The following is a 24,472-nucleotide window of genomic DNA, read 5'->3' as shown; positions in this document are numbered from 1 at the left end:
TAATAATATTGAAAAAAGAATATAAAAGTACAGAAGGAGAGAAAAAGTATGGAGCAATTAACAGAATATCTCAAAGTCCTAGCCGATCCTACTCGCATGAAAATAATTAAATTCCTTTTAGAGCGCGATATGTACGTTTGTGAACTGGTAGCAGTAATGAACATCGCCCAACCCACTGTATCCCAGCACCTTAGAAGATTGAAGGCCATCGGCCTGGCGGAGGAAAAAAAAGAAGGCCAGCGTGTACGTTACCGGTTGGTCAAGGAGGTGTGGGATAAATGCCAGAGGGGACTAGAAATATTTTGGGCTACTCCCATCAAAAACATCCCCCAGATGAAAGAAGAATGGGAGCGCTATGAAGCCTTCGTAGCCAGCGGTAAAGCACTAAGTTCTTGCCCCCCGCCTATAGAAAATAACTATAGAACTTAGTTTAGTTTAAATTTGATGCAGCTTTTTAAACTTAATTTAAAAGGAGACGCTCTTCCTATGAGCAAGCAAACTAAACTCCTGCTAATTGTAGCCGTATTCCTTGCCGCCTACTTCCTACCCTTCCACCATCCCAGGATGCAGAGTGCTATTCTTGAAGCTTTCTATATGCTACAGGAGTATGCCAGGGAACACGTGCTGTTCTGCCTAGTGCCCGCCCTATTTATCGCCGGAGCCATAAGCAACTTCCTCTCCTCCCAAGCTGTAATGAAATACCTGGGACCAGATAGCCCCAAGGTGACGGCCTATGGGGTAGGTGCTGTCTCGGGAGCTATTCTCGCCGTCTGCTCCTGTACTGTACTGCCCCTGTTTATGGGTATTTATAAGCGGGGAGCGGGACTGGGGCCAGCTATAGCTTTCCTTTACTCTGGCCCAGCTATAAATGTTCTGGCTATAATCCTTTCAGCCCGAGTCCTGGGCTGGCAGATAGGTCTAGCTAGGGCCCTGGGAGCGGTCCTGTTTTCGGTAATTATCGGCCTAATCATAGCTCTTCTCTTCAGAGGAGAAGAACAGGAGAGAGCCAAAGGGTTGCTTATGCCTGAAGGAGGAGGGGAACCCCGGCGGACTTTAGGCCAGACTACGCTGTACTTCCTCGTTCTGGTTCTGATACTCGTCTTTGCCGCTTGGGGAAAACCTGCGGAAAAGATAGGTTTCTGGTATGCGGTCTACAGCATAAAGTGGTATCTGGTGATAGGCCTGCTCATAGCCCTGGCTATAATTTTAAAGGCCTGGTTTACCTGGGAAGAACTGTCTGCCTGGCTGGATTCCACCTGGGATTTCAGTATCAAGATTTTGCCCCTTCTATTTGGAGGCGTACTGGTAGCCGGATTTCTTATGGGGAGACCAGGCGTGGATACAGGGATAATCCCGGCCAAGTATATATCCATGGTCGTGGGAGGCAATGGGCTATTGGCTAATTTCATTGCCTCTATTGTGGGAGCCTTTATGTACTTTGCCACTCTAACGGAGGTGCCTATTGTACAGGGGCTTCTGGGTTCCGGTATGGGGCAGGGGCCTGCTCTGGCCCTGCTTCTGGCAGGACCGGCCTTGAGCCTGCCCAGTATGCTGGTTATTAACAGCGTCCTGGGCTTCAAAAAAACCTTCGCCTATGTTTCCCTGGTGGTCATAATGGCTACCTTAACGGGTATGATTTTCGGGGCGCTGGTCGGTTAAAAAAGAAAAAATTTCTTGGGGGGTCAGAGGATTTATGGCCGCATCCGTAAGGGAATTAGCGCAAAAGATGGTGGGCCCCCAGCGGGCCATGAGGGAAGGGGCTACCGCCTAGGGAAATTATGGAGAAGGAGGAGACGATAAATAATGGAAATAAAGGTCTTAGGTCCGGGCTGCGTCCGGTGTAAGGCGCTGGAACAAAATGTCATAAACGCTCTGGTCGAAATGGGTGTGGCGGCTGACGTCGAAAAGGTAACGGACATCAACAAGATCACTGATTATGGAGTCATGATGACACCCGGGCTGGTCATCAACGGCAAAGTTAAAGTCTTCGGCCGGGTGCCGGATAAAGAAGAGATTAAGAAATGGATTAATGAAGAATTGAGCCAATGAAGGGGAGAGAAGTGTATGGCGGAAAAGTGCACCTGCGACCCGACAGAAATTATGATTTTCCCTTGCGCCGGAGGCTCAAACGTAGGGCAAATAGCTAACCAGGCAGCCATAAAGCTAGATCAAGAGGGTGTGGGCAAACTTTTCTGCCTGGCCGGGCTTGGGGGCCATGTGCAAAGCATTGTGGAATCCACCAAAGTGGCCAAAAGGATCGTAGTTATTGACGGCTGTCCCATAGCTTGTGCTAAAGAAACAGTAGAACATTCTGGCTTTCCGGTAACGGACTACGTTATGGTAACCCAATTGGGAGTTAAAAAACACCACGATTTTGTCTGGACGGATGAAGAAATTAAGCGCGTGGTAAAAGCAGTGAAGGAATCCCTGGGGTATTAGTTTTAAGGCCACGGGCTCGGGAAGAATATGTCGGGTTACGAGAGGCTTTAAGGCAATTGGTTGCCACGGGGTTAAAAATGGTGGGATTGCTATGATTAAGCACTCTGTCTATAAAGAGGAAATCGAGGGTGCAACCATATTGTACCAGGGTTTACCCGATCTCCGGCGCCTTTATGTGGAAGTTACCAACCGTTGCAATGCAGGATGCATCATGTGTGTACGTCGCACCTGGAATGAGGCTGAAGGATATTTGACTTACGACCTGTTCCAGGCACTTATAGAGGAAGTACCCTGCTTTCCCTTATTGAAATGGCTTTACTTCGGCGGTTTCGGTGAGCCTTTGTTGCATCCCCGGCTTCTGGATATGATAAGGTGTGCCAGGAAGAAAGGTTTAAAGATCAAAATTTCTTCCAACGGGCAGTATCTATCGGCCATAGCTCAAGACCTGGTCCAACTTGGAGTAGAGGAAATTATAGTTTCCTGCGACAGTGCCAGCGAAAAAAGCTTTAAAGCTATTCGCGGCGGTTCCCTTGGGCAGTTGGAAGAGGGCATACGGGCGCTAAATCGGGCCAAAAAGAAATATGAAAGTATCCATCCGCGTCTGGTTCTGGAGTTTGTGGCTATGAAGTGTAATGTCAATGAGCTTAAGAACTTACCTGGCCTGGCCAGCCGCTGGGGAGCCTTTGCTTTATTGGTAACTAATGTAATGCCCTATAGTGCCGATACAATGGGGGAAATACTTTATACTTATCCTGCGGCAAGCAAGATACCCAAGGCACACGGTCTAATGCCAGGAAATTATGTGGATATAGCTTCTATAGTGTGGGAAGCGGCAGCAAAAAAATGGTTTACCTGGGGAACAATAAAATTGCCCAGGATGGTCTGGGGGGCAGCCCGCAATTGTCGCTTTGTTAATTCGTATTCAGCTGTAGTCACTTGGGATGGGGAGGTAGTTCCTTGCTATCCTTTATCCCATTCTTACTCATGCTTTGTTTTCGGTCGCCGCAAGGAGGTAAAAAGGTATTCTTTCGGGAATCTTAAGGCTTCCAGCCTGTATTCTCTTTGGACCTCGGAAGAATATGTGAGGTTCCGCGGAAAAGTTAGGTTGTTCAGGTTCCCTTCCTGTGTCGATTGCGAACTGGCCTACACTTGTGATTATCCAGTCGAGAATTGCGATTGCTGGGGTAATGAGCCTTCTTGTGCCGATTGTCTTTGGGCACAAGATATAATTCAGTGTCCTTAACTAGGGGCAGTCCCCCTAATTAGCCCTCTGACCGGTTTGTATAAAAACTCTTACGTGGTCTTTGAAAAACCACAAGTCCTTGGTTCCCTACTTCCGCACCTGACCTTAGTTTTTAGAGGATTTTAGACCTTTAGGTGCCCTGAAAGCCTTTGAAAATTCTAGAGTATGTTGGAAGGGATTAGAAGGAGTTTTATGCCCCCCTTTAGCCACTTCCATCCTAACACCTTAATAGATTCCCTTAAAATAAGTTTCACAATCCTTCCTAACTTGGCTTCGCCTAACCAGTAATCTCCCATCCCCTCCTCAGCAGCCTCATATTTAAATCCCCGTACCAGCACGGCAGGGATGCCTTCCGAGGTCTGGCCCATAAGGAGTGCAGCCGCTGAGGCCAGTTCATGAACTATCAAGTCAGCACCTCCGAATTTAGGTCGGCCAAACCTGTCTGGCTGGCCAAATTTGCCTGCTATAGGCTTTAACCCATAGGAACCGCGAGCCACTTCTTGGCTCCCTAGCCCTAGGGTGTATTCCGTATCACTTATCACCACAGGGATAAGAAAACCAGTTAATTTATAAACCTTTTCCCTGAGGTCGCGGGCTGCCATATCTAGATCCAGCGGAAGGAAGCTAACATGGTTAGGAGGGAGATTGGAAGCGTCTACCCCAGCACTGGAATATATCTGTCCCCGACGGATAACAAAAATTTCGTAGGGGAATTGCTCTAGAAGGGCTTTCCCTTTTTCTGGTTCGGTAGTAAGTTTTGCCAGGTCTAAAATCCCTTCTTCCGCTAAAACCCGCAAAGGTATAACACATACTATTCCTTCGCTATTTTTCAATACAACCTCCAAAAACCGGGGGTCGAGGCCAGTCTTAGTAGCTAAGCGTTTCGCTTCTGGGGAGGGTTGTACTTCAGCTAGGGGGACAATAAGACCCAAGGCTTTAGATATAACCTTGCTGCTTACTACCAGGAGGTCGCCTGGCCGTAAACCCCCACAGACACTAATTGCGCTCTCTACCAAGAAGGAAGCCAAATCTTCTCCAGGATGGATTTCAGGAAGGGGAAGGCCTATGAGTTCAACAGTACCCATAATTTGTTGCCTCCTTCTCTTTGTCTCCTTCTCTAGGTAAAAATACCCTCTTCATTATACTGTTACTGTCCCAACTTATTCGGTTTCGATCTTGTTGTTATAATTAATGTAGACAGAACCTCTCATAAAATACAAGGGATAGATTAGGAGGAAAAATGAGAGTACGCGAGTTTTGGACTATTTGGAAGGAGCAGGCGAGGAAGCTAAAGGGAGAAATATATGCCTTATATCTAGCTTATCGGGACCCGCGGGTGCCATGGTACGCCAAGCTTTTCACCGCCTGCCTGGTGGGATATGCCTTTAGTCCCCTGGACCTTATACCTGATTTTATCCCGGTTCTTGGTCATTTAGATGATTTGATTATCATCCCCCTAGGAGTAGCCCTGGCTTTGAGGATGATCCCGCAACTTGTCATGCTCGAGTGCCGCGAGAAAGCCCGGCTAGCCTTACAGGATAAACCTGTAAATTGGATAGCTGCTGGAATTATTGTAGTGTTTTGGTTGCTCTTAGCCGCAATAGTTATTGCGTTTTGTAGTTAGTTACATTGTTACACAGTTACATTTAAAGGACCTTTGGTATCGGCTACCCATGTATAGATAGTACTGTAATAGCTATAAAGCGAGAAGCTTTTTTAGCATGCGGGCATTATATACCGCCTGGGCACCAAAATGGTTATTAAAGGCCACAAATATGCGAGATGAATGGCGGGAAAGTAAAGAAATACGGGGTACCCATTCTGCAAGTTCTTTCTCCGAGTAAAGATAATCGTAGCGTTCATAGGGTTTCTCATGCTTCCACCATTTATTAGCATTCCGACCATGAAAACGTACATACGCCACAGGAGCAGTAACTTTAACTATATTAGCCACTAGGCCTGCCAGCCTAGGACCATCCACGCAAACATACCCTATACTCAAGGATTTAAGAAAATTCCAGGTGGCTTCCTTGAGCCAGCTATTATGACGAAATTCCACCACCAGGGGCAGGTCGCCTAGTAGTTCCCGCAAAAAAGCCAAATATGATCGGTTGCTATCATTGTAGGGAAAGGAATAGGGAAACTGGAGCAACAAGGCCCCTAGCCTGTTTTGCTGCCTAAGGGGCTTTAAAGCTTCACGGAACTTGATAGCGTCTTGTTTTACTGTATCCCCGCGTTCGTGGGTTAAGCTTTGAAAGGCCTTTACGGTAAAAAGAAAACTCTCCGGCACTTTATGCAACATACTTTCAAAAACTTTAGGGGAAGGAAGGCGGTAATAGGAAAAATTGATCTCTGTAAAAGGGAATTCCCGGGCGTAATAAGAGAGCATATCCTCCTGTTGTATTCCCGGCGGATAAAAAGATCCAATCCAGTCTCGGTAACTGTACCCAGAGGTACCGATGTATATTTTTGCGTTCAACTCTCCCAAGGTTTTCATATTTTTCAGCCAGCCTTACTAAGGCTATATAAACTTCTCAAAAAATTTACCGGCTTGTTCGTGAACTACTATTATAGCCTTGAAATCCCAGGGAGTAGGCTCTTTATTTATTATTATCAGCTTGGGGGCTAGGCGTGGCAATTCGGCTACCGGATAAACTTGCAAGCTACTCCCTACTACCATAAGGGTCTCACAGTCCTTCATTTCTTCCAGAGCGCTGTAATAGTCCTGGCTCATAGGGTCCTCAAAAAGCACTACATCTGGTCGTAGTATCCCACGGCATTGGGGGCAGTTAGGTGGGTTTATTCCTTGGTTGAATTGCCCAATAAGCTCGGTAAAGGGGTAACTTGTACCACATTCCAGGCAGTGACAGGTACGTAAATGGCCATGAACTTCCCAAACTCTCTTAGAGCCTGCTTTTTGGTGTAGGCCATCTATGTTCTGGGTGATCACTCCGTAAATGAGACCGTTCTCTTCCAACCTAGCCAAGGCCCGGTGAGTTACATTAGGTTCCGCCTGTATATACTTTGACCAGCGGGGTAGATTAAAACGATAAAACTCTTCTGGGTTGGTAAGCAGAGCAGTAATGCTGGCCTTCTCCATGGGGTCAAATTTTTGCCACAGACCTGTGCCCTTGCTCCTATAATCGGGAATACCACTTTCTGTGCTGGCACCGGCACCTGTTAGCACCAAGGTTTTACGCGATCTCTTTAAAATTTGATTAACCTTAGCAACGGCTTCGAATAGATCCTCCATAATATTGCCCCCCAGTTCACCCAGGTATTAATCCTTACATAAGATGCTGAAGGAAAAAACTTTTAAGGGATTACAGAAGGAGAAAGGAAAACACCAAGATTTAACCCAGTGGGGTGTTATTCCTGTCTTAGTTCTGGATGTCTGGGAACACGCCTATTACTTGGACTACCAAAACCGAAGGAAGGATTATATTGAAGCTTGGTGGCATGTTGTCGACTGGTCTGAAGTAGAAAAACGCCTCCACCTGGCTTTACCCGCCCAGGTACCCTTAAATAAAGTTCATGTTTAATATGGAATTAGGCTTCCAGCAGGGCGACCTTCCGTGCTTTCTTCCTGGGAGGCCGCAGAAGACGAAGGCAAAAGTGGGATGTGTAGGGATCCCACAACTATCGACATAGAGCCGAGAATTGGCGATAAGGGATGGGATCTATTGCCCCGGCTTCCCGGAAGCCTTTCAAGCGTAAAATACAAGCATCACAAACGCCACAGGAAGGCACTGTGCCCTGGTAACAAGAGTACGTAAGGTGGTAGGGAGCCCCTAGCTCCAGCCCTTTTTTAATTATTTCCGCCTTGGTGAGATTAATAAGAGGAGTCTCCAGGCGGATGCCACGGCCTTCCACTCCGGCTGCTGTCCCCCGGTTTATTACTTCTTGGAAAGCAGCGATAAATTCCGGTCGACAGTCAGGGTACCCGGAAAAGTCCAGGGCATTAACGCCCAAGTAAATAGCCCTGGCACCTAAAGGCTCTGCCTGGGCTAAGGCCAAGGCTAGGAAAACAATGTTCCGCGCCGGGACGTAAGTTGAAGGTATCCCCTCCCCTATTTCCTCCAAGGTCCGACCTGTAGGTATATCTTTATCTTTATCTGTCAGTGAAGAACCGAACAATAATCCTTCTAGATTTATAATTTTGTGGCGTTCCGCCACCCCGTAATACTCCGCTACTTTTCGAGCCGCTTCCAATTCTACAGTATGTTTCTGGCCATAAACAAAGGTCAGGGGAAAAATATCTTGGCCTTCCGCGTGGGCTATAGCCATACAGGTTGTAGAATCCAGGCCGCCGGAAAGAACTACAATGACTTTATCCTTCAATAAATGGCCCCCTCCTTTTTTAGGTTTTAATACTCGTTTTGGCTACCTCCTGGTATCTGGCCCAAATATCAGCTTGTGGAGCTGTAACTGTAGCCGGACATCTAACCCGTCACGCAAAATCCATTCTGCTAAGTTTTGGGGGTCTAGCCAACCATGAGCAGGTGAAAAAAGTAATCCTACGCGGCCCTCTAAAGAGTGGCGGCGGATAATCTCCCGGGCCCACATATAATCTTCTTCCGAGGTTAACACAAATTTTACCTCATCACATGGCCGGAGCACCTTTAAGTTCTCCCAACGGTTAGCCTCTACTTCCCCCGAACCTGGGCATTTAATATCCATTACCCACCGGTGGCCCGGCTTTAAGGTGAATCTCTCTAATGGAAGCGAACCATTGGTTTCTATCGATATTTCCCATTCTCCTAGCAAATCTAAAAGCCCTTGGAACTCCTCTCTAGGCTGTAAAAGAGGTTCCCCACCGGTTAGGCAAACCCTCTTGTAAGGATAAATCGATACCCGGGCCTTAAGTTTTTCGGGAGTAAAATTTTCTCCTCCCTCATAAGCATAGGTAGTATCGCAATAGCGGCAGCGCAAATTACACCCAGAAAAGCGGATAAAAATAGTGGGCAAACCTGCGCTAGCTGATTCCCCTTGGATGGATAGAAATATCTCTTTTACCAGCATTTTATTCTACCCCTTATCATCCTCCATCTCGGCATACGCAAAGGGACTTTCCCATAGTACCAGGCGCTTTAAGGTAAGATGTGGAAGTATTTTAAGGGCTTCCTCCAATTCCCTCCAGAAGTGTAAAAGTAGATTTTCGCAAGTAGGGTTAAAAGGAAAAAGCTCGTTCAGATACTGGTGATCAATGCGCTGGATAATCCTTTCCTCCACTAGTGCTTTAAGTTGCGAAAAGTCGATAACCATACCATCGGCCTTCACTGGCCCTTTAACAGTTACTTCCAGGCGGTAAGTATGCCCGTGCAATCGCGCACAATCCCCATTATAGCCTTCCAGGCGGTGGGCGGCCTCAAAAGTAAAAATGTGAGTTACTGCTACCACTGGCTTTCTCCTTCTTCTGTTATCATTTCCAATGCAACACTATATTACCATGGAGGACGTATAATGCGCAAACCTTAGGAGGCTCTCCTTGGGTCTTCGTCAAACCCCTATTTAAGACAGGAACTGCATTCTTAAAACTTAATTTATACTTCTTTCGACGACACGTTTAAAAAAGCCCAAAGATCCTGCCTACGATACTTGGGGAACCCTAGCTTAGCCGGGTCTAGCTCCATCCTGGTTATCATCCTTAAAAATTCTATCTTTAACTTAAGCCTCTCCTTAGGGCTATAGTCCATCTTGCTTAAAAGGCCGCCGCAATTGGATTGTTGCCAGCTAAAGTATATGAACATGCGCCGGGCAAAGTCTTTCTTAATTTATTATTTTAACACTGGCCAGGATATCCACGTATCAAGAGGAAGGCGCCAGCCAAGGTGGAAGAAATCCTGCAGGTACGCGATCCGATCCCGGACAAGGTGTAGTTTCCAGTGGGGTAGAGTGGGGTAGAGTTGGGTAGAAGCGGGCAAATTTTTAGGCCCCCGGCTCCGGGAGGCCTTAGGTTTCTGGTGGGCGCGGCAGGGATTGAACCTGCGACCTCTTGAATGTGAGTCAAGCGCTCTCCCACTGAGCTACGCGCCCACAAAATTTGGTGGACGTGAGGGGAGTCGAACCCCCGACCTCTAGAGTGCGATTCTAGCGCTCTCCCAACTGAGCTACACGCCCCTGTAAGGTGCAAAACTATTATACCTTCCCGCCTTCTCACCTGTCAAGGGTACGCGGGCTCTAGAATTGTAGATAGGCCAGAGTTTCGTTCACAGTACTTTGAGAGGGTTAAACAGGTATTGAAAAGGGTGGGTATCCCAGGGGTATTATCAAAGTAGCCACCAAAACCCCGAAAGGAGGGACACCCACCCAATGACATTATACCAACAACTTAAAGCTTCCGGAAACCCTCAGGCTCCTGCTCAGGTAGAAACAGGTCGCTGAAATCGTCGGGGTCTCCGTCCGTTGGGTGTATAAGCTTCCTCCACCGTTATAGAAACTCAGGGCAAGATCTTAGTGCTTGTATCCACAAGAAAGGCCCCAAAAACCCCATGCCTAACCGTACGCCCAAACATATCGAAAGCGTGGTAGCCAGGTCTCGCTATATCTTGACTACTTCTGGAATATCTCCACTATCCCCTGGGATAACTCCCCCAAAAATTTGAAGCTTGTGAACGAAACTATGGCCTATTACCGCCTTTAAGAAGTGAGTTCAAGTCTTTCTCGTACCATCTCCGCGATTTCCACCGGGGTTTTCCCTTCTGCTGCTATTACAGGAACTTCTGTCCATATGTCTTCCCTACCCAAAAGATTAGAGTCCTGGCCGCTAATGACTATAGCCCCGTAATTTTGCAAGTCCTTAGGCTTAAGTTCGCTCATATCTACCCAATCTACCTCAAAGCCCTGTCCGGCCAAGTGATCACCTATAGCGCTGATGGTACGTTCTACGGCCACCCGCTTGCCCAATCCTTTACTCCTCCTTTTTTGAATGGCTATAGTTTATTTATTAAGTGCCTAAGATAATATGAACAATACTCCTTCCTTTTATTCATAGACTGCTTTAACCTCTTCTTGCGGGTGTTTCTCACTTTAAGCGGATGAGCAAAGGGTTTCTCATTCTAATCTTTCTTGTTATAGTCTTTCTTACTAGTGATTCTATTTTCTTCCTCTTTCATTTCCTTATTTCTTTCTATTAACCTTAAGGACCACTCCCAATGTTGGGCCAGAAGTTGTCTTTCTTCCGGAGTCAGGTCAGGAATACGTTTAAGGAGGTTGCGAAAGAGGGGGTCCGCTAGGCCTGATTGTAGATCGGGTTCCCGCAAGAGGAGGGAAAATAATTCTTGAGCCTCTGGAGTGAGGGTATAGACTGGTCTTTCGCGGGAATCAGTTAATCCCAGGAGATAATCAACGGAGATCTGGAAAAACTCAGCCAGCCTTCTTAAAGTTTCCGCGTCAGGCCGGCGCTTGTCCTTTTCATACATGGCTATAGTGCTCTGACCCATGTTTAGTAGCTTGGCCAGCTGGGCTTGAGAAAGGCCTTTTTCTTTGCGTAAAGCTGCTAATCTTTGGCCCAGAGAGGGCACGGGGATACACCTCGTTGCCAATGTAACACGCTCTGTGATATTAAGCAATAGTTAATCACAAAAAGTAATTTTTTTATCCTGGTAGTTCTTGACATAATCGCGTTTTGTGATTATATTAATAACTAGCAAAAAAACAATGGGTATGGTGGTCCCCTTGCGAAACCAAAAGCTATATGAGCTGCGATTACAGCGCAGGCTTAGCCAAAGGCAAGTGGCTGAAGCAGTAGGTATCACCCAGAGCGGCTACGCCATGATCGAAAGGGGTTGGCGGCATCCCCGTAAAGAAACTATGAAAAGATTAGCTGAGTTTTTTGGTGTCACAGTAGATGAACTTTTCTTCCGGAGCGAATAGAAGTTATCCCTAAACTCTAGACCACGGGGAGAACTAAACTCGTGATCCAAATTTTACTAATAACCCCAGTGTTGCTATTCCTTATGGGGGCTTTTTTGATACACCGGCGCTTTTCTCGTTTCCTGGAATGGAAATATCCAGGAAACAGACTTCTGTTGTTGGCTCTTCTTTGTACTAGGATTGGAGGGTATCTTTGCAGTAGGTACCTACCCGTGGGTACTGGGAGGGGTGCTTTTTTACACTTTAGGTGCTGTTTTAAGCCTGGCTGGGGTTTATTTCTTTTTTCTAGACGTGGAGAGGACTATAGCGCACCTTAAGAAAGAAGCGGAGACAGATTTCCTTACTGGACTTTATAATCGTAAGTATTTCATTAAGAGGCTGGAAGATACCTTGTACAAATATCCATCACACGGTAGATTTGCTGTAGCCATACTGGATCTGGACAATATGAAGGAAATAAACGATCGCCTGGGTCACCAAAAGGGGGATGAAGTTCTGAAGGCAGTAGGAGGAGCCCTTAAGAAAAGTGTAGGACCAGAAGATATAGTAGCCCGCTATGGAGGGGATGAATTTGCTATTCTTTTCCGATCAGACGGGCCGGAAGTGAAAAAGTTTCCCGAACGGCTAGCTGAGAATTTGGTATTTAAAATTCCCGGGATCGGGGAGATACCGGTAAGCATTTCGGTAGGCTTAGCCTTTTATCCTGACGATGGCCAGGAAAGCGGTACTTTAGTAGCGGTTGCTGATCGCAGGATGTATAAGCATAAACTTAATTTACACAAGGAAAAAGACAAGATGGTGTATACTTAAAAGGCATCCCTAATTTAATAATGACACCTTCCATCCCCTGAATGCTACCCTTTAAGCCTTAAGGGTAGCTTTTTTATATCCTGGAGAGTTCCAGTACTATACGTCCTTCCTGGATTTCCAGGTGACTGAATTTTAGATCGAAGGCGGGAGCAGGCAGTTCAATACTAAAAGCGGTTTGGGGAAGGAGTACATCCCATACAGATTTATCTAAGGGCACCCCGGATAGTTCGAGGGTCTGGGGGGTAAAGGTTAAATTATGGGTTCCAGCTATAGCCAGCGTACCCTGGAGGAGAAAACCCGGCCCAGGAATGCTTAAGGTTCCCGGTGACAACACAAATTTTATATGCTTCAAAGAGTGTTGCCCTTCCAAAAGAACTTTGTTAATTTTTTGCTGGCTAAATTCAGCTACCACAGTACCTCGGGCATAATTTACACGGAGTTTATCTGGTGTAAGTTTTTCCCAAGGAAACTGCGGAAAACGTTGAAACAGGGCCATTAAGGTAGGCAAGGTCTCCTGCCAAGCTCTTTCTAAAGCGAAAAGGGCTTGCTCGTATTGGGCAACTTGGTTTTTCACTTTTTCCAGGGCTTCTTGCCGTGCTATTTTCATTGCTTCTAATTTCTCCTCAAGCTGCGTTACTTCTAGAGCAGCCTTGGCCACCTCTCTTTCCTGGCGCTCCACAGTTTCTCTAATCTTTTGTGCTTCCTTATAAAGGCTTAAATGGTGATACACCCGGTTAAGAAGGAAGTACATATATTGCTCTAACAGTTCCCAGCGGATGAAGAAATCAGCCCAATTTTGGCTGAGAATAGCTGCCATAAGATAAGGAGTCACCATATGTTTTTGAAAGAACTGGAGGCTGCGGCTGAAATTTTCCCGGCTAGCGGCTAACTTCTGAGTTAACTCTTTCTCTTTTTCTCGGGCTAAAGCGAGCTCTTGGGTTAGAGTTTGATATCGGGTAGTCAGAGCAAGTTTCTTAGCAGCTAGAGCCTGGAGGTTAGCATCTAAATGGAAGATCTCCTGCAAAAGGGCATATTCTTGGCTTTGGGTATTCTTTAGCCGCTGTTTGATCTCTTCTTGCGGATTTGTGCTTGCGGCCCAAGTATTTCCGGGCACTGCAAATAAAAAAAACCCTAGTACCAGGATGGCCACTAACCGCATGGGTTTTCCTCCCGCTCCCGGTTACCTCCAAGGTATTCGCCAAAGAGAATAAAAGTTCCTTCTTGTATGGTAAAAAATACCAACTAATAATGATAAGTTACTCCATAGCCTGCCCGGGGGTACTCCCAAATTATATTTTCTGGACATATTTGCTGGCAAGCGCCGCATTCTACGCAGCGGGAGTAGTTGATCTTAAGGGAATCTTCTTCCCACTCGAAAACCTGGCTTGGACAAATATAGGTACACGGTTTATTGGCGCAGAGCAAACAACTTTTAAGATCACGTAGGGAAATATGGGAGGTATTGTCTACGGTTATCTCTATCAAAGGTAGGGGATCCTCAGGAAATTTAGCTTCCAGCATTAGAAAGCCTCCCAGTGGTGGAGTGCAGCCCAAAGATCACTTAAAGTCTTTAGGGGAAACTGTTTAGATCGAATGATACTTATGAGGCGTTCCCTTTTTTCTTTTTCATTTAAGAGGTCTACAGTGAAAAACTCGTTAGCTAATTCATTGAGGGTACTACTTATGAGATAATCTACGTCTGACCGTTTCTGGTAATATTCCAGGTTACCACGACGAGCCTTGATATCCTCCATAAAGAAGGCTTCATTGATTTTTAGGGCATAATTAGCTAGCATCTTAGCCGAAAAGTCCCCTTTAGCTTTAGCCTGGATTATGGTTTCAGCAGCATACTTTCCTGAAAGCATGGCCAGATCGCTCCCCCGTCGGCCGCTAATCATGAGGGCAGCATCTCCTGCTACTAGGATATTGTCCCCGTAAAGTTTAGGGAGAAAGGTATATCCACCTTTGGGGATCATGTGAGCCTGGTATTCGACAAGCTCCGCACCTTGAATTATCTTATGCACGAAGGGGTGCTGTTTTAGCCGCTTAAGAAGCATATAGGGACTAAGACCGTGGGAGGCTAGTTGGTTTAAATACCCACCTACTATAAGGGAAATGGTATCCTTATTGGTCCAGAGGCCCGCTTTACCAATGGCTGTGGAAGTAGGGAAGCCTATCATCCCTATGATAGCTCCTTCGTTGTCCTCCAGCTGGAAACGGTCGTTGATCTTTTCCTTGGGCAGGCTCAATACTTCTTTAACGTAAAGGGTGTAAGCATAAGCAGGTGGTAGCTGGGGAAAAAGACCAGCCTTAGTAGTGAGAAAGGGGAGGACACCCTCGGCAATAATAACTACATTGGAAAGCAGAATCTCCCCGTTATCTAGCCTTACTCCTTGGACCGGTCCGCGGGTGAAAAGTCCCTTATCGAAGATGAGATCGCGCACATGAGCCTTGGTGTAGAGGACTGCTCCTGCTTTAACGGCTTTTTCAGCCAGCCAGCGATCAAAACGGGAACGAAGTACTGTAAATTTATTGTAAGGCTGGCGGGCAAAACGTAGACTACCGAATCCTATACGTACGGCCGAATCGGTATGCAAAAACCAAAGTTCCTCTGCCACTACCGGACGCTCTAAGGGAGCTGTTTCCCAAAAAGCTGGAAGTATTTCGGCCACAGGCTGAGCGTAAATGGTCCCGCCAAACACATTCTTGCAGCCCGGGAACTGGCCACGCTCTAACAAGGCTACCGAAAGACCATTCTGAGCTAGGGTGAGGGCGGCGGTGCTGCCCGCGGGTCCTGCGCCTACAACAATGGCATCATAGCTGTCCACTATCCCGCTCCTTCCCCTTCTAATTTAATCTTTTCTACTTGCTTATTATGGACCCGCGAGGTAGTTTTATGCTTATTTCTTAAACTGGGAGTTCCATTACTTATATGCCAAAAATTCTGGGAACTTAAAGGCTCGAACCCTAGTTAGACTACATTTAATTAAGCTTCTAGGAAGCATCTCCACTTTCTATCCACTTTTTCTTCGCTTTCTAGCCATATGTATTTAATAAAATTGCACTTAAATAGGCTAGCTTAATCTAACCGTTCTTTCGCTAGACACAAGCATATCTTAAATATTACTCCTTAGATCCATGCGGCGATACATGGTAGCAGTTTTAAATAATTTCAGCGAGCTCACGTAAGTTCATAGCAGTAGCAGAAAGGGTTTCTAGCGCACCAGCTGCCTCATGGGTGCTTTGGGCTTGTTCTTGGCTTATGCCAGATATAATGGCGAGCTGATGGTACATAGCCTGGACATCTTTTCTAATTTCTTCTAGGACTTTCTGGATTTCTTTTACCGCTTGAGCGCTGTTGGAGGCTAATTTGCGGATTTCTTCTGCCACTACCGAAAATCCTCTGCCATGTTCTCCTGCTCGAGCGGCTTCAATGGCAGCATTTAGACCTAAAAGCTTGGATGTTTCAGCTACTTCCTGGACGAACCCTAAAATGGTATCAGTCTTTTTTATTTTTTCGCGGATATTTTCTCCTAATTTTAAAAGTTTGTTTTGGCTATCGGCTAGCTGGGTGGCTGCGGCAGCCAATTCTTGCATAGTAGCCGTTATTTCTTCAAGGGTGGCGGTAATATTGTTGGCTGCCTCCAATAGTTTCTCCTGGTTTTTTAAACTAACACCTATCCCTAGGGCTCCAACGACTTGGCCCTTTTTATCCCGGATCGGGACAGCGGTTGATTTAAAAGGCACGCCCAGAACTTGTTCTGGGATAACTTTCCGACTTGGACGACCGGTCTTGAGGGCTTCCTCGATAGTACCCCCAACGGGAACTGCCATACCTGGTTTTACTTTCAGGTCTAGCTCTTGACCCCGGAAGTAAGCCAGATATTTTTCCCGATCCGTAACCGAAATAGTACAGTCGAGGGGAAAACAAGCTTGAAATAATGGAGCCAGCTCTGCTAGCCAATAGAGAAGGGAATATTCTTCCTCGCGTACCAATTTACCAGCCCTCCTTTTTGTATTTCTTTCTTATAACATCGACAGTATAGAGCGAGACGCTATGGGAAAAGATTATAATCTAAACCGTATTAATTTGTAGAAATACGGTAATAAGTTATACCTAGGGATTTCCCTTTGAACGAAACTGTGGCTCTCCTAGAGTCAACAAAGCCCTCGGCCTTGCCTATTGGCGAAACCAAGGGCTAACGAGCTTAGTCGAACGGTATCGAGAACTTCGCTTGCCTTATGAATCGCTGTATACTAAACGGCGGTGGTGTAGGGAACGGTGATTATTAGTTTACTCCTATTCGATAGATAGCCTCTTCTCCTTGTTCGCCAGTGCGGATGCGGATGGTATTTTCTATCGGGTAGATAAAGATTTTACCATCACCTATCTCGCCCGTACGGGCCTCACGGGAAATGATCTCTACAATTTCTGCTACCCAGTTGTCGCGGGTTATGATTTCAATTTTAACTTTCGGTAGTAGATTAATGGTATAAACGCTTCCACGGTAATATTCTGTTTTGCCCCGCTGGAGGCCGCAACCCAGGACATAAGTGATTGTCATGCCATGTATGCCGTAGCGACCCAAGGCCTCTTTCACGGCTTCGAGCCGCGAAGGACGTATAATACATTCGATCTTTTTCATTTTCCAGTATTTACCTCCTTACGTATTCTCTACGCCTTTATAAACAGGCACCTCTCTTAGTGCTTACTCTTAATTGCGGGCAGGCAATTCTTGTTGTTGCCGGGCCCAGGCGGTACTGCTCTGTTTGAGATGGGCAGGGCTAAAAGGCTCGGTATAGGAAAGGAGAAAGTCGGGATAGGCCAGGGCCCCCATCTCGGGAATATCCAGGCCCTGCTCTTCCACTTCAGGGGGCACACGCAGGCCGATGATTTTATCCAGGACCTTATAGAAGAGGTAAGATATGCCGAATCCCCAAACAAAGACTACTGCTATATCGATTAGCTGGGCTATCAATTGGCTAGGGTCTCCATAGAACAGACCAGTCACGCCAGCTCATCTAGTGTGGGTGACCCTGACTGGGCAGCTATGATGTCGCTCACCGTACCGGTAGCGGCACCGGAAGGGTCGCCGGCCCAGGCCGGTAGGACCCAGGACAAGGCGAGGACGACGGCCAGGATTAAGAGGAGCAGGCCGTGGCTTAATCTTGGAGTTGCATAAGTACACATAAAACGACCTCCTTTTAAATTGAATTTTAACTAACAAAAAAGCCCCCGCCGGTAGCTCAAGTTACCGGCCAGGAGCTTCTTTGCGCGGATGGCAGGTAAAATAATAAGCTCTCATTTCAGTAGCGAAATGAGAGCTTCTTTACCCGCCTTCAGACGCCATCGCCTAACTTTTTGATGTTATTATAGGCTAGGGTATTCTTGTCTGTCAAGGGAAATTTGGCTCTATGTCCGTGTCAAGATATAGTAGGTGCGTTCAGAAAGAATTTCTCCGGATGAGACCCCACCGTTCGATAATATAGCTTTGCCGTACAGGTCATGGCGGCTATATTACCCATGGCAAACCTTGGATATTGGCTTGGCAAAGCTGTAAGAGAAGGTAATAAGACACCCCTCCTAGCCCTTCCCTCTGAAAGGCTATACTAGCTTTAGTTCTACCTTTTCGCCCTCTAAAGCTCAAAAACATCCGACTACCCCACAAGAGCCCAAAGACTTGGCCGGGTAAGTTCCCGTAAAACGTGCTTTACCCATATCCGGTCGGCATATGGACCCCTTAGAGCCGGTAAGGATACCCGTAACCATTTCTCTATATCCTCCACCTTGGGTCTCTCTACCTCTTTCGCTTTCGCCTTCGCCACCTCCTTCAATTTCTGTTGTTCCACTGGCCAGCGCCATATGTACTGTTCTAGCTCTCCGTTGGCCTTGGCGGCTAATACACGAGCCATGCGGTCTGCACCTGAGGTCGTCCACCTGGCCCCCAGACGTTTCATCCGCCGGGCTATGTTGTGTTGTATCTGCCCCTCTATAGCACCTAGTCGCTGCGCTCCAGGTGAATTAATTACCCCTGCCCAGTTCTCTTTGAGGTATTGTAATAGCTTGGTGATCCTTTTCTTCCTGTCACCCCGGCTCTTCTTCTCCGCTTCCTCAAGTACTCTTCGGGTTTCCTCCCAGTTGCCCTGGGATATCGCTAAACCTACTTTACTAAAGGTTTCTTCATCATGCCAGAGAGCCTCGGTTAAATGCTTGCTTAGGTGATAAGGGTCTAAGCGATATTCAGCACCAGGAAAGTATTCTACCCCTTGTTTAGGCCACTCCGCCCCGTCTCCGCCTATGTAAATCTTCTTGGTCTGGCTTAAGTCCCATTTTTCCCCTATTAAAGCATAGCTTTCTTCCCAGGCTCCTTCCCCATCCCTTAAGCTGCTTATCACCAGCTTGTTCTTTAAACTAAAGCGTCCCCGTCTTACTTCTTCCTTCCCTTCATAGGCTACTATATGCTTGATTTCCCCTCGCTTCTCCTTTTCCCTCTGCAGGCGTATTATCACCCCGTCGGCTTCTATGTATAGCTCCGGCGCCACTTCTTCCCCTCCAGGTACTTCACCATTCTCAAAAACTATTGCCCTCTTCTCTTCCCCTTCCTGCTTTAAAGCCTCCCCCACTTCTTGAAGGGCTTGCCATACTTTCATGGCGCTTACCCCAGGTGCTAAATACCCTAGTATCTCCGCCGCCCGGCCAAAGGATACTTCGCTACCCAGTTTCAGAAATAGCTCCTTTAGCCTTGGAGTAACCTTCGCCCGAGAAGGCCAGCCTAAAACTTCGTCTAGGAAAAATTTGCTCTCCCCAGTTTCTTTGTTCCTGTATAGGCGCCTCCTGTAAATAAATTCCCCAAAGGTGCTTAAAGCTGTCTTGGCCCGAAATCCTACCACTTCCCAAAGGCTCCGGTCACGTTCATTCATCAGCCGTGTATCTATCTGTTCTAGTGCCCAGGTTAACATCTGGCTACAAACCTTCTGCGTTAGTTCGTGTATCCCTTTCTCCAGCTCATAAAAATCCTTGCATTCCCCAATTAGTTTCTCAAGTCCACTCGCAAATAGAAGGACTCCCCCTACTATTTGGCGAATATCTATCATGAGACCTCACGCTCCTTTTGCTTTGGTTTTGTTGTTTTCCCGGTGAGGTCTCTTTTTTCTTTATTACATCCCCATCCTCCTGCCGCTACCTACTGAAATTTTACACGGCCTGGCTCTATGTCAATATTTGTGGGATCAAATTTTGGGGGCAACATCCTAAGAACATTTTCTTAATGAAATAGGTGCGATTTCTAAAGCCGAAACTTAAGCGTTTCAGCATTTTACTTAAGGTGTTTTTACCTTATATATAGCCATTAGTGTACCGGCACCTTGCTGAGTATAACTTTACGGGTATAACTTTTACTAGGTTTTTTCTTAAAATTCTCTTGTCCTTCAAAGGGTGAACGTGTTAATCTTATTCTTGGAGGCACTCCTTTCTTAAAGGGGTTTGTGTTGGTAACATTTAATTTGGATGTGCCCCCGTTCTTTCCTTTCTTTACAGCTAAAATCCTTACACCTTTATTTTATTCCACTCCGCCTACCCCTATCCCACACTTTTTATTATAGAGCCTGCGCTCCTTTGACAAGTGTACAACTTGTATGTACAACTTCACTGACAAATAGAGTAAGTTCAAATTGGTACGGGGAGGAGAGGTGCATGGTGGAAAATTTTTATGGAGTATATCGAAAAGTGTGGTATGAATGGAATAGATATCTTAACACTAGTACCATTTCGGGACAAATTATAAGGCCAGAAATACTCAAATCTTGGGAAAGATGCAAGAATATAGGCGTCAATCCGTACCAGAGACAAGGGCAGGAGATTATCGAGGGTTCTGCCTTAAAGGAAGCTAGGGAGAGACAAGAAGAGCTGATCCGTGCTGCCCAGCCGATAATGGAAAAGCTTTTGGCGCTGTGCGGTAGCCTGGGTTTTCTCGCAGTTTTAGTGGGAGAGGACGGTTACATACTGGAGATATTAGGGAACTACCAGGAAACTATAGATATGGCTCGAAGGATCAATTTTATTCCCGGCGCTTGCTGGCGAGAAGATAAGGTGGGTACTAACGGTATAGGTACTGCCTTGGTTTTAGGGCAAGCCCTCGAGATCACTGGGGCCGAGCATTTCTGCTGCGGCCTTCATTCCTGGACATGCGCTGGTTCCCCCATTTTTGGCCCTGAAGGACAACCTATTGGAATAATAGATCTTTCTGGGCCCTGGTACCGGGAAAATAAGCAGGCCCTAGCTACTGTAGTAGTTGCTGCCGTAGCTATCGAAAACAATTTGAGACAGAATAGGGCCCAAAAAGAAACTATGATTTACAGGCAACTCACAAAACACTTTTTAGAAAACAACAGCGATCCCTTATTAGTTGTGGATAGGACAGGAAGACTAGTCAGAGCTAATTGTGCCTCTGAGAAAGTTCTGGGATGCAAAATAGAAGATTTAATAGGGCGAAGGGTTGAAGAAATATTTGGCAATCCGCAGGAAATTTTATCCCTCATAGAAGGGCGACAAAGTATAAAGGGTAAGGAAATATTAGTACAAGGCAGGAAAGGAGTCTTGCGGTGCAGGGCGGACCTTTCACCTGTAACTGGTGACTACAATGAAAGCGTAGCGGCTCTGATAGCCCTTAAATTGCCTGACAGCAGCCAATTTTATATGAGCTCTCCCCTAACTTTACAAGGGTTTGAACATATTTTAGGGAATCATCCTCGTTTGCGTGAAAGTATACGATTGGCCTACATCGCGGCCCGTAGTGATGCTCCGGTGCTTATTCTGGGTGAGACAGGGACTGGTAAAGAACTGTTTGCTAGGTCTATACACGAGGCTAGCGGCCGGAAGGGGCCTTTCGTGGCGATAAATTGCGGCGCCTTGCCGCGGGAGCTAGTAGGTAGCGAGCTTTTCGGTTATGTGGGCGGGGCCTTTACTGGTGCACGGCCAGAGGGTAAGCCAGGCAAATTTGAACAAGCCCAAGGAGGTACTCTGTTTTTAGATGAGATTGGCGAGATGCCTCCAGATATACAGGTGTATCTTTTACGGGTGCTGGAAGAAAAGAAAGTAGTGCGCCTGGGTGGACATAAGGAGATCCCTTTAGACGTCCGAGTTATTGCGGCGACCAACTCGGATTTACCGAAGCTAGTTAGGGAGAAAAAATTCCGAGAGGATCTGTATTTTCGCCTGGGAGTTTTTACTATTCACCTATGCCCATTACGCGAGCGTAAAAGTGATATACCCCTTCTTTTTGAACATTTTGTGCGTAAAGTTTCGCAAAAGTTAGGTAAAAATATTACCTATATCGATCCATCTATTTGGCCTCTATTAGAAAAATATGACTGGCCAGGAAACGTAAGGGAACTGCGCAACGTGGCCGAATGGGCAGTAAATTTGGCAGAAGGTAATACTGTTTCTCCAGGTCATTTGCCACCTTACTTATCAGATTCCCGAACTCCCCATGAGGACAGTTGTTGTTCTTCTTTTTCTTCGGTCACTCTGGCAGAGCTGGAAAGACAGGAGATTAGGCGCCTTCTCGAGTATTACGGTGGAAATATAACTAAGGTGGCCAAAGCCTTGGGCATAGCACGGAGCACCTTATATAGGAAACTGTATAAGTATGGGCTGAGGACTCGTTGGGGTGTTTCAAAATAAGACGTTTCGAAAGGAGCCAGAAGCAACAGGTCGGCAGGTCATGAGCTTCCTAGCTTTTGGAGGAAGTTAAGGACCGAGCGAGCCAGCACTCAATAACGGGTGTTGGCATATTTTTTGCAATAAAAAAGACGTAAAAAGAGAAATTCAGCAAAAGGAGGGATAGTATGGATAGTATATAGACCAAACTTAGGGCAGACTTATATTAAGCAAAAACAACTCGCTCAAATGATTTTTTATAGTGTCAGTTCACAAGAGACATATTCGGCAGCGACCTTGTACGGGTTAGTGGCATAGTGCGAGAAATCTGGCAATCTGTGTCTTGTAGGAGTGATGAGACATGAATATTCCCAAAGAAAACCTCTTGCGCATGTACCTGGACATGGTCACTATCCGGTTGTATGAGGAGACCATGGCAGAGGCCTACCAGGAGGGGAAGCACCCGGTATTTAATATTGCAGCGGGCCCGGTTCCCGGTGAGATGCACCTAGCCGCGGGCCAGGAGCCGGTGGCTGTAGGAGTATGCATGCACCTGCGCAAGGATGACACCGTGGTCGGCACCCACCGACCGCATCACTTCGCCATTGCCAAGGGCGTGGACCTCCGCCGCATGACCGCGGAAATTTTCGGGAAGGCTACCGGTCTGGGGCGCGGTAAGGGTGGTCACATGCACCTCTTTGACCCTGACGTGCACTTCGGTTGCAGCGGCATCATCGGTGCCAGCATTCCTCAGGCAGTGGGGGCAGCCCTGGCCTTTAAGATGCGCAAAGAGGAACGGGTAGCTGTGGCCTTCTTTGGTGACGGTGCCGCGAACCAGGGTGCCTTTCACGAGGGGCTTAACCTCGCCGCGCTCTGGAAGCTACCGGTGGTGTTCGTGTGCGAGGACAATAGTTGGGCGATTTCGGTACCAAAACACAAGTCCACGGCCATCAACCGGAACGCTGACCGCGCCGTCGCATACGGCATGCCCGGGGTTTACGTGGGAGAGAACGACGTCTTAGCCGTTTACGAGGCCGCTGGCGAGGCAGTGGCCCGTGCTCGCCGGGGTGAGGGACCGACGCTGATCGAGGTCAAGACTGACCGCTTCTTCGGTCACTTCCAGGGCGACCCCGAGGTCTATCGGCCGAAGGACGAGGTTCCACGCCTCCGGCAGAACGACCCGATTAAGCGGTTCCGCAACCACCTCCTCGAGAGCGGCATCGTCACGGAGGTAGAACTCGACCAACTGGACACTGAGGCCCGGAGGCGGGTGGAGGACGCCTTCACTTTCGCCCGGGAGTCCCCCTACCCGGCACCGGAAGAGGCTCTGCTACATGTTTTTGTCGAGTAACGTTGAGTCTGCGTTCGCGTTGGGAATAGCACAGTGAAGGAGGAGAAGGTTGTGTCGGTGACCACCACGCGAAAGCTTACCATGGCCAAGGCGATCGCCGAGGCCATCAGTCTGGAGATGGAGCGAGATCCGAGGGTCTTCGTAATGGGCGAGGATGTAGGTGTGTACGGTGGCATCTTTGGAGCCACGGCCGGGCTTTACGAGAAGTTCGGGCCGGACAGGATTATCGACACACCCATTTCCGAAACTGGCTTCATCGGTGCGGCCCTGGGAGCCGCCATGGAGGGGATGCGTCCCATCGTCGAGCTTATGTTTGTGGACTTCTTCGGTGTCTGCATGGATCAGATTTACAACCACATCGCCAAGAACACGTACTTCTCCGCTGGAAATGTACGAGTACCCCTGGTGCTTATGACAGCGGTGGGCGGCGGCTACAACGACGCGGGGCAGCATTCCCAGTGCCTGTGGGGGACTTTCGCCCACTTGCCTGGGCTCAAGGTGGTTATCCCGTCCACCCCCTACGATGCCAAGGGGCTAATGATCTCAGCCATCCGGGACGATAACCCGGTCATCTACATGTTCCACAAGGGCCTGATGGGGCTAGGCTGGATGACCCTCATTAAGGATAGTACCGATCCCGTCCCGGAGGAGCCTTATATGATCCCGTTTGGTAAAGCAGATGTAAAACGGGAAGGAAAGGACGTTACGGTCGTCAGCGTGGCCATGGGTGTCTACCAGGCCCTGGAGGCGGCCAGGGAGTTGGAGAAAGAGGGCATCAGCGTCGAGGTGCTGGACCTCCGGACTTTGGTACCGTTGGACCGGGAGGCTATCATCAATTCCGTAAAGAAGACCCACCGGCTACTGGTAGTGGACGAGGACTACCTGAGCTACGGCATGACCGGTGAGGTAGCCGCTACCGTCGCTGAGCACGCTTTCGACTACCTAGAAGCACCGGTCAAGCGGCTGGCCGTGCCGGACGTCCCTATCCCGTATTCGCGTCCCCTGGAACAGTTCGTGTTACCTTCGGCTCCCAAAATTGTGGCAGCGGTTAAGGAATTGCTCAGGTCCTGAGCCATGATTCCCGTGCTTGAGGAGT

The 24,472-nt window shown here is 47.5% G+C and carries 26 protein-coding genes, 2 tRNA genes and 4 pseudogenes; 13 read left to right on the top strand and 19 right to left on the bottom strand.

Translation table 11 applies throughout. The features are described from left to right. Positions 1 to 48 precede the first annotated feature (48 nt). From B9A14_RS02655 to B9A14_RS02635, 5 genes are all read left to right on the top strand, one after another. Entirely contained in the window at positions 49 to 429 is a 381-nt protein-coding gene (locus B9A14_RS02655; protein ID WP_084663760.1) for an ArsR/SmtB family transcription factor, read from the top strand. A gap of 57 nt (positions 430 to 486) precedes the next feature. Continuing rightward, positions 487 to 1,659 (top strand): permease, encoded by a 1,173-nt coding sequence (locus tag B9A14_RS02650; RefSeq protein WP_084663758.1) that lies wholly within the window; start codon positions 487 to 489, stop codon positions 1,657 to 1,659. A gap of 144 nt (positions 1,660 to 1,803) precedes the next feature. Beyond that, on the top strand, positions 1,804 to 2,049 hold the full coding sequence (locus tag B9A14_RS02645) for a thioredoxin family protein (RefSeq protein WP_084663756.1): 246 nt from the start codon (positions 1,804 to 1,806) through the stop codon (positions 2,047 to 2,049). 15 nt (positions 2,050 to 2,064) lie between these two features. Next, entirely contained in the window at positions 2,065 to 2,439 is a 375-nt protein-coding gene (locus tag B9A14_RS02640; protein ID WP_084663754.1) for a putative zinc-binding protein, read from the top strand. Positions 2,440 to 2,530: 91 nt separating this feature from the next. Then, positions 2,531 to 3,682: a tungsten cofactor oxidoreductase radical SAM maturase gene (locus tag B9A14_RS02635; RefSeq protein ID WP_084663752.1), complete on the top strand. Its 1,152-nt coding sequence runs from the start codon at positions 2,531 to 2,533 to the stop codon at positions 3,680 to 3,682. Positions 3,683 to 3,840: 158 nt separating this feature from the next. On the opposite strand, the gene B9A14_RS02630 is transcribed toward B9A14_RS02635, so the two are convergent. After that, positions 3,841 to 4,767 carry a coenzyme F420-0:L-glutamate ligase gene (locus tag B9A14_RS02630; protein WP_084663750.1) on the bottom strand — a complete coding sequence of 309 codons (927 nt, stop codon included), beginning with the start codon at positions 4,765 to 4,767 and terminating at the stop codon, positions 3,841 to 3,843. Between the two features lie 155 nt (positions 4,768 to 4,922). On the opposite strand from B9A14_RS02630, the gene B9A14_RS02625 reads away from it, so the two are divergent. Beyond that, positions 4,923 to 5,306: a YkvA family protein gene (locus B9A14_RS02625; protein WP_084663748.1), complete on the top strand. Its 384-nt coding sequence runs from the start codon at positions 4,923 to 4,925 to the stop codon at positions 5,304 to 5,306. A 72-nt stretch (positions 5,307 to 5,378) separates the two neighbouring features. Here the strand turns inward: B9A14_RS02625 and B9A14_RS02620 are convergent, their stop codons facing one another. Together B9A14_RS02620 and B9A14_RS02615 are read right to left on the bottom strand one after the other, a co-directional pair. Next, positions 5,379 to 6,179 carry a DUF72 domain-containing protein gene (locus B9A14_RS02620; RefSeq protein WP_084663746.1) on the bottom strand — a complete coding sequence of 267 codons (801 nt, stop codon included), beginning with the start codon at positions 6,177 to 6,179 and terminating at the stop codon, positions 5,379 to 5,381. Between the two features lie 24 nt (positions 6,180 to 6,203). Beyond that, positions 6,204 to 6,935, bottom strand: a complete 732-nt coding sequence (locus tag B9A14_RS02615) for an SIR2 family NAD-dependent protein deacylase (protein ID WP_084663744.1) — start codon at positions 6,933 to 6,935, stop codon at positions 6,204 to 6,206. Positions 6,936 to 7,023: 88 nt separating this feature from the next. Here B9A14_RS02615 and B9A14_RS02610 point away from each other — a divergent pair. Next, positions 7,024 to 7,224: pseudogene (locus B9A14_RS02610) on the top strand (Fe-Mn family superoxide dismutase); the annotation flags it as partial. 97 nt (positions 7,225 to 7,321) lie between these two features. Here the strand turns inward: B9A14_RS02610 and queC are convergent. The 6 genes and pseudogenes from queC to B9A14_RS02580 all read right to left on the bottom strand — a co-directional run bounded on the left by queC (position 7,322) and on the right by B9A14_RS02580 (position 9,802). Further along, positions 7,322 to 8,023: a 7-cyano-7-deazaguanine synthase QueC gene (gene queC / locus B9A14_RS02605; RefSeq protein WP_084663740.1), complete on the bottom strand. Its 702-nt coding sequence runs from the start codon at positions 8,021 to 8,023 to the stop codon at positions 7,322 to 7,324. Positions 8,024 to 8,065: 42 nt separating this feature from the next. Further along, entirely contained in the window at positions 8,066 to 8,704 is a 639-nt protein-coding gene (locus B9A14_RS02600; RefSeq protein WP_084663738.1) for a radical SAM protein, read from the bottom strand. Positions 8,705 to 8,710: 6 nt separating this feature from the next. Then, on the bottom strand, positions 8,711 to 9,082 hold the full coding sequence (gene queD, locus B9A14_RS02595; RefSeq protein WP_084663736.1) for a 6-carboxytetrahydropterin synthase QueD: 372 nt from the start codon (positions 9,080 to 9,082) through the stop codon (positions 8,711 to 8,713). Between the two features lie 209 nt (positions 9,083 to 9,291). After that, positions 9,292 to 9,419: pseudogene (locus B9A14_RS18200) on the bottom strand (DUF4351 domain-containing protein); the annotation flags it as partial. Between the two features lie 224 nt (positions 9,420 to 9,643). Next, positions 9,644 to 9,718, bottom strand: a tRNA-Val gene (locus B9A14_RS02585). 8 nt (positions 9,719 to 9,726) lie between these two features. Continuing rightward, positions 9,727 to 9,802: transfer RNA gene (locus tag B9A14_RS02580), tRNA-Ala, on the bottom strand. Positions 9,803 to 9,994: 192 nt separating this feature from the next. On the opposite strand from B9A14_RS02580, the pseudogene B9A14_RS18195 reads away from it, so the two are divergent. Beyond that, positions 9,995 to 10,218, top strand: a pseudogene (locus B9A14_RS18195) (helix-turn-helix domain-containing protein); the annotation flags it as partial. Positions 10,219 to 10,321: 103 nt separating this feature from the next. Here the strand turns inward: B9A14_RS18195 and B9A14_RS02575 are convergent. Continuing rightward, a complete protein-coding gene (locus B9A14_RS02575) occupies positions 10,322 to 10,588 on the bottom strand; it encodes a YkuS family protein (protein WP_157109753.1) in 267 nt (88 codons plus the stop codon). 152 nt (positions 10,589 to 10,740) lie between these two features. Further along, positions 10,741 to 11,205, bottom strand: coding sequence for a helix-turn-helix domain-containing protein (locus B9A14_RS02570; protein ID WP_084663730.1), 465 nt, complete (start codon positions 11,203 to 11,205; stop codon positions 10,741 to 10,743). 106 nt (positions 11,206 to 11,311) lie between these two features. On the opposite strand from B9A14_RS02570, the gene B9A14_RS02565 reads away from it, so the two are divergent. Both B9A14_RS02565 and B9A14_RS02560 read left to right on the top strand, forming a co-directional pair. Then, positions 11,312 to 11,557: a helix-turn-helix transcriptional regulator gene (locus B9A14_RS02565; protein ID WP_231967880.1), complete on the top strand. Its 246-nt coding sequence runs from the start codon at positions 11,312 to 11,314 to the stop codon at positions 11,555 to 11,557. Positions 11,558 to 11,737: 180 nt separating this feature from the next. Then, a complete protein-coding gene (locus tag B9A14_RS02560) occupies positions 11,738 to 12,367 on the top strand; it encodes a GGDEF domain-containing protein (RefSeq protein ID WP_172839014.1) in 630 nt (209 codons plus the stop codon). Between the two features lie 73 nt (positions 12,368 to 12,440). Here B9A14_RS02560 and B9A14_RS02555 read toward each other — a convergent pair whose 3' ends face one another. The 8 genes and pseudogenes from B9A14_RS02555 to B9A14_RS02520 form a co-directional block, all read right to left on the bottom strand. Then, positions 12,441 to 13,526 carry a murein hydrolase activator EnvC family protein gene (locus B9A14_RS02555; RefSeq protein WP_084663726.1) on the bottom strand — a complete coding sequence of 362 codons (1,086 nt, stop codon included), beginning with the start codon at positions 13,524 to 13,526 and terminating at the stop codon, positions 12,441 to 12,443. Between the two features lie 83 nt (positions 13,527 to 13,609). Further along, positions 13,610 to 13,888 carry a ferredoxin family protein gene (locus B9A14_RS02550; protein ID WP_084663724.1) on the bottom strand — a complete coding sequence of 93 codons (279 nt, stop codon included), beginning with the start codon at positions 13,886 to 13,888 and terminating at the stop codon, positions 13,610 to 13,612. Continuing rightward, positions 13,888 to 15,195, bottom strand: coding sequence for an FAD-dependent oxidoreductase (locus B9A14_RS02545; RefSeq protein WP_084663722.1), 1,308 nt, complete (start codon positions 15,193 to 15,195; stop codon positions 13,888 to 13,890). Before B9A14_RS02545 ends, B9A14_RS02550 begins: the two co-directional genes overlap by 1 nt. Positions 15,196 to 15,529: 334 nt before the next feature. Then, a complete protein-coding gene (locus tag B9A14_RS02540; protein WP_084663720.1) occupies positions 15,530 to 16,363 on the bottom strand; it encodes a methyl-accepting chemotaxis protein in 834 nt (277 codons plus the stop codon). A 293-nt stretch (positions 16,364 to 16,656) separates the two neighbouring features. Next, positions 16,657 to 17,013: a P-II family nitrogen regulator gene (locus tag B9A14_RS02535; RefSeq protein WP_084663718.1), complete on the bottom strand. Its 357-nt coding sequence runs from the start codon at positions 17,011 to 17,013 to the stop codon at positions 16,657 to 16,659. A gap of 69 nt (positions 17,014 to 17,082) precedes the next feature. Continuing rightward, positions 17,083 to 17,382, bottom strand: a pseudogene (locus B9A14_RS02530) (hypothetical protein); the annotation flags it as partial. Then, positions 17,376 to 17,558: a hypothetical protein gene (locus B9A14_RS02525; protein ID WP_084663714.1), complete on the bottom strand. Its 183-nt coding sequence runs from the start codon at positions 17,556 to 17,558 to the stop codon at positions 17,376 to 17,378. The pseudogene B9A14_RS02530 and the gene B9A14_RS02525, both read right to left, overlap by 7 nt. A gap of 467 nt (positions 17,559 to 18,025) precedes the next feature. Continuing rightward, entirely contained in the window at positions 18,026 to 19,462 is a 1,437-nt protein-coding gene (locus tag B9A14_RS02520) for an ISLre2 family transposase (protein ID WP_084663712.1), read from the bottom strand. Positions 19,463 to 20,060: 598 nt separating this feature from the next. On the opposite strand from B9A14_RS02520, the gene B9A14_RS02515 reads away from it, so the two are divergent. The 3 genes from B9A14_RS02515 (at position 20,061) to B9A14_RS02505 (ending at position 24,447) form a co-directional block, all read left to right on the top strand. Further along, positions 20,061 to 22,049, top strand: a complete 1,989-nt coding sequence (locus tag B9A14_RS02515) for a sigma-54-dependent Fis family transcriptional regulator (RefSeq protein WP_084663710.1) — start codon at positions 20,061 to 20,063, stop codon at positions 22,047 to 22,049. Between the two features lie 337 nt (positions 22,050 to 22,386). Next, a complete protein-coding gene (locus B9A14_RS02510) occupies positions 22,387 to 23,376 on the top strand; it encodes a thiamine pyrophosphate-dependent dehydrogenase E1 component subunit alpha (protein WP_084663708.1) in 990 nt (329 codons plus the stop codon). A 51-nt stretch (positions 23,377 to 23,427) separates the two neighbouring features. Further along, on the top strand, positions 23,428 to 24,447 hold the full coding sequence (locus tag B9A14_RS02505) for an alpha-ketoacid dehydrogenase subunit beta (protein WP_084663706.1): 1,020 nt from the start codon (positions 23,428 to 23,430) through the stop codon (positions 24,445 to 24,447). Positions 24,448 to 24,472 lie beyond the last annotated feature (25 nt).

Origin of the sequence: Thermanaeromonas toyohensis ToBE (genome assembly GCF_900176005.1) — a bacterium.
In the GTDB taxonomy this organism is placed as follows: Bacteria; Bacillota; DSM-521; order Neomoorellales; family Neomoorellaceae; genus Thermanaeromonas; species Thermanaeromonas toyohensis.
The sequence above is the reverse complement of the archived record's forward strand: the minus strand, read 5'-3'. Positions and strand labels throughout refer to the sequence as shown.

What these genes read in the sequence shown, in the direction of transcription:
- B9A14_RS02600 (WP_084663738.1), bottom strand. Translation starts at nt 8,704, where the DNA reads ATGCTGGTAAAAGAGATATTTCTATCCATCCAAGGGGAATCAGCTAGC.
- B9A14_RS02635 (WP_084663752.1), top strand. Translation starts at nt 2,531, where the DNA reads ATGATTAAGCACTCTGTCTATAAAGAGGAAATCGAGGGTGCAACCATA.
- B9A14_RS02525 (WP_084663714.1), bottom strand. Translation starts at nt 17,558, where the DNA reads ATGTGTACTTATGCAACTCCAAGATTAAGCCACGGCCTGCTCCTCTTA.
- B9A14_RS02655 (WP_084663760.1), top strand. Translation starts at nt 49, where the DNA reads ATGGAGCAATTAACAGAATATCTCAAAGTCCTAGCCGATCCTACTCGC.
- B9A14_RS02625 (WP_084663748.1), top strand. Translation starts at nt 4,923, where the DNA reads ATGAGAGTACGCGAGTTTTGGACTATTTGGAAGGAGCAGGCGAGGAAG.
- B9A14_RS02535 (WP_084663718.1), bottom strand. Translation starts at nt 17,013, where the DNA reads ATGAAAAAGATCGAATGTATTATACGTCCTTCGCGGCTCGAAGCCGTG.
- B9A14_RS02650 (WP_084663758.1), top strand. Translation starts at nt 487, where the DNA reads ATGAGCAAGCAAACTAAACTCCTGCTAATTGTAGCCGTATTCCTTGCC.
- B9A14_RS02640 (WP_084663754.1), top strand. Translation starts at nt 2,065, where the DNA reads ATGGCGGAAAAGTGCACCTGCGACCCGACAGAAATTATGATTTTCCCT.
- B9A14_RS02550 (WP_084663724.1), bottom strand. Translation starts at nt 13,888, where the DNA reads ATGCTGGAAGCTAAATTTCCTGAGGATCCCCTACCTTTGATAGAGATA.
- B9A14_RS02510 (WP_084663708.1), top strand. Translation starts at nt 22,387, where the DNA reads ATGAATATTCCCAAAGAAAACCTCTTGCGCATGTACCTGGACATGGTC.
- B9A14_RS02645 (WP_084663756.1), top strand. Translation starts at nt 1,804, where the DNA reads ATGGAAATAAAGGTCTTAGGTCCGGGCTGCGTCCGGTGTAAGGCGCTG.
- B9A14_RS02615 (WP_084663744.1), bottom strand. Translation starts at nt 6,935, where the DNA reads ATGGAGGATCTATTCGAAGCCGTTGCTAAGGTTAATCAAATTTTAAAG.
- B9A14_RS02620 (WP_084663746.1), bottom strand. Translation starts at nt 6,179, where the DNA reads ATGAAAACCTTGGGAGAGTTGAACGCAAAAATATACATCGGTACCTCT.
- B9A14_RS02520 (WP_084663712.1), bottom strand. Translation starts at nt 19,462, where the DNA reads ATGATAGATATTCGCCAAATAGTAGGGGGAGTCCTTCTATTTGCGAGT.
- B9A14_RS02515 (WP_084663710.1), top strand. Translation starts at nt 20,061, where the DNA reads ATGGTGGAAAATTTTTATGGAGTATATCGAAAAGTGTGGTATGAATGG.
- B9A14_RS02630 (WP_084663750.1), bottom strand. Translation starts at nt 4,767, where the DNA reads ATGGGTACTGTTGAACTCATAGGCCTTCCCCTTCCTGAAATCCATCCT.
- B9A14_RS02555 (WP_084663726.1), bottom strand. Translation starts at nt 13,526, where the DNA reads ATGCGGTTAGTGGCCATCCTGGTACTAGGGTTTTTTTTATTTGCAGTG.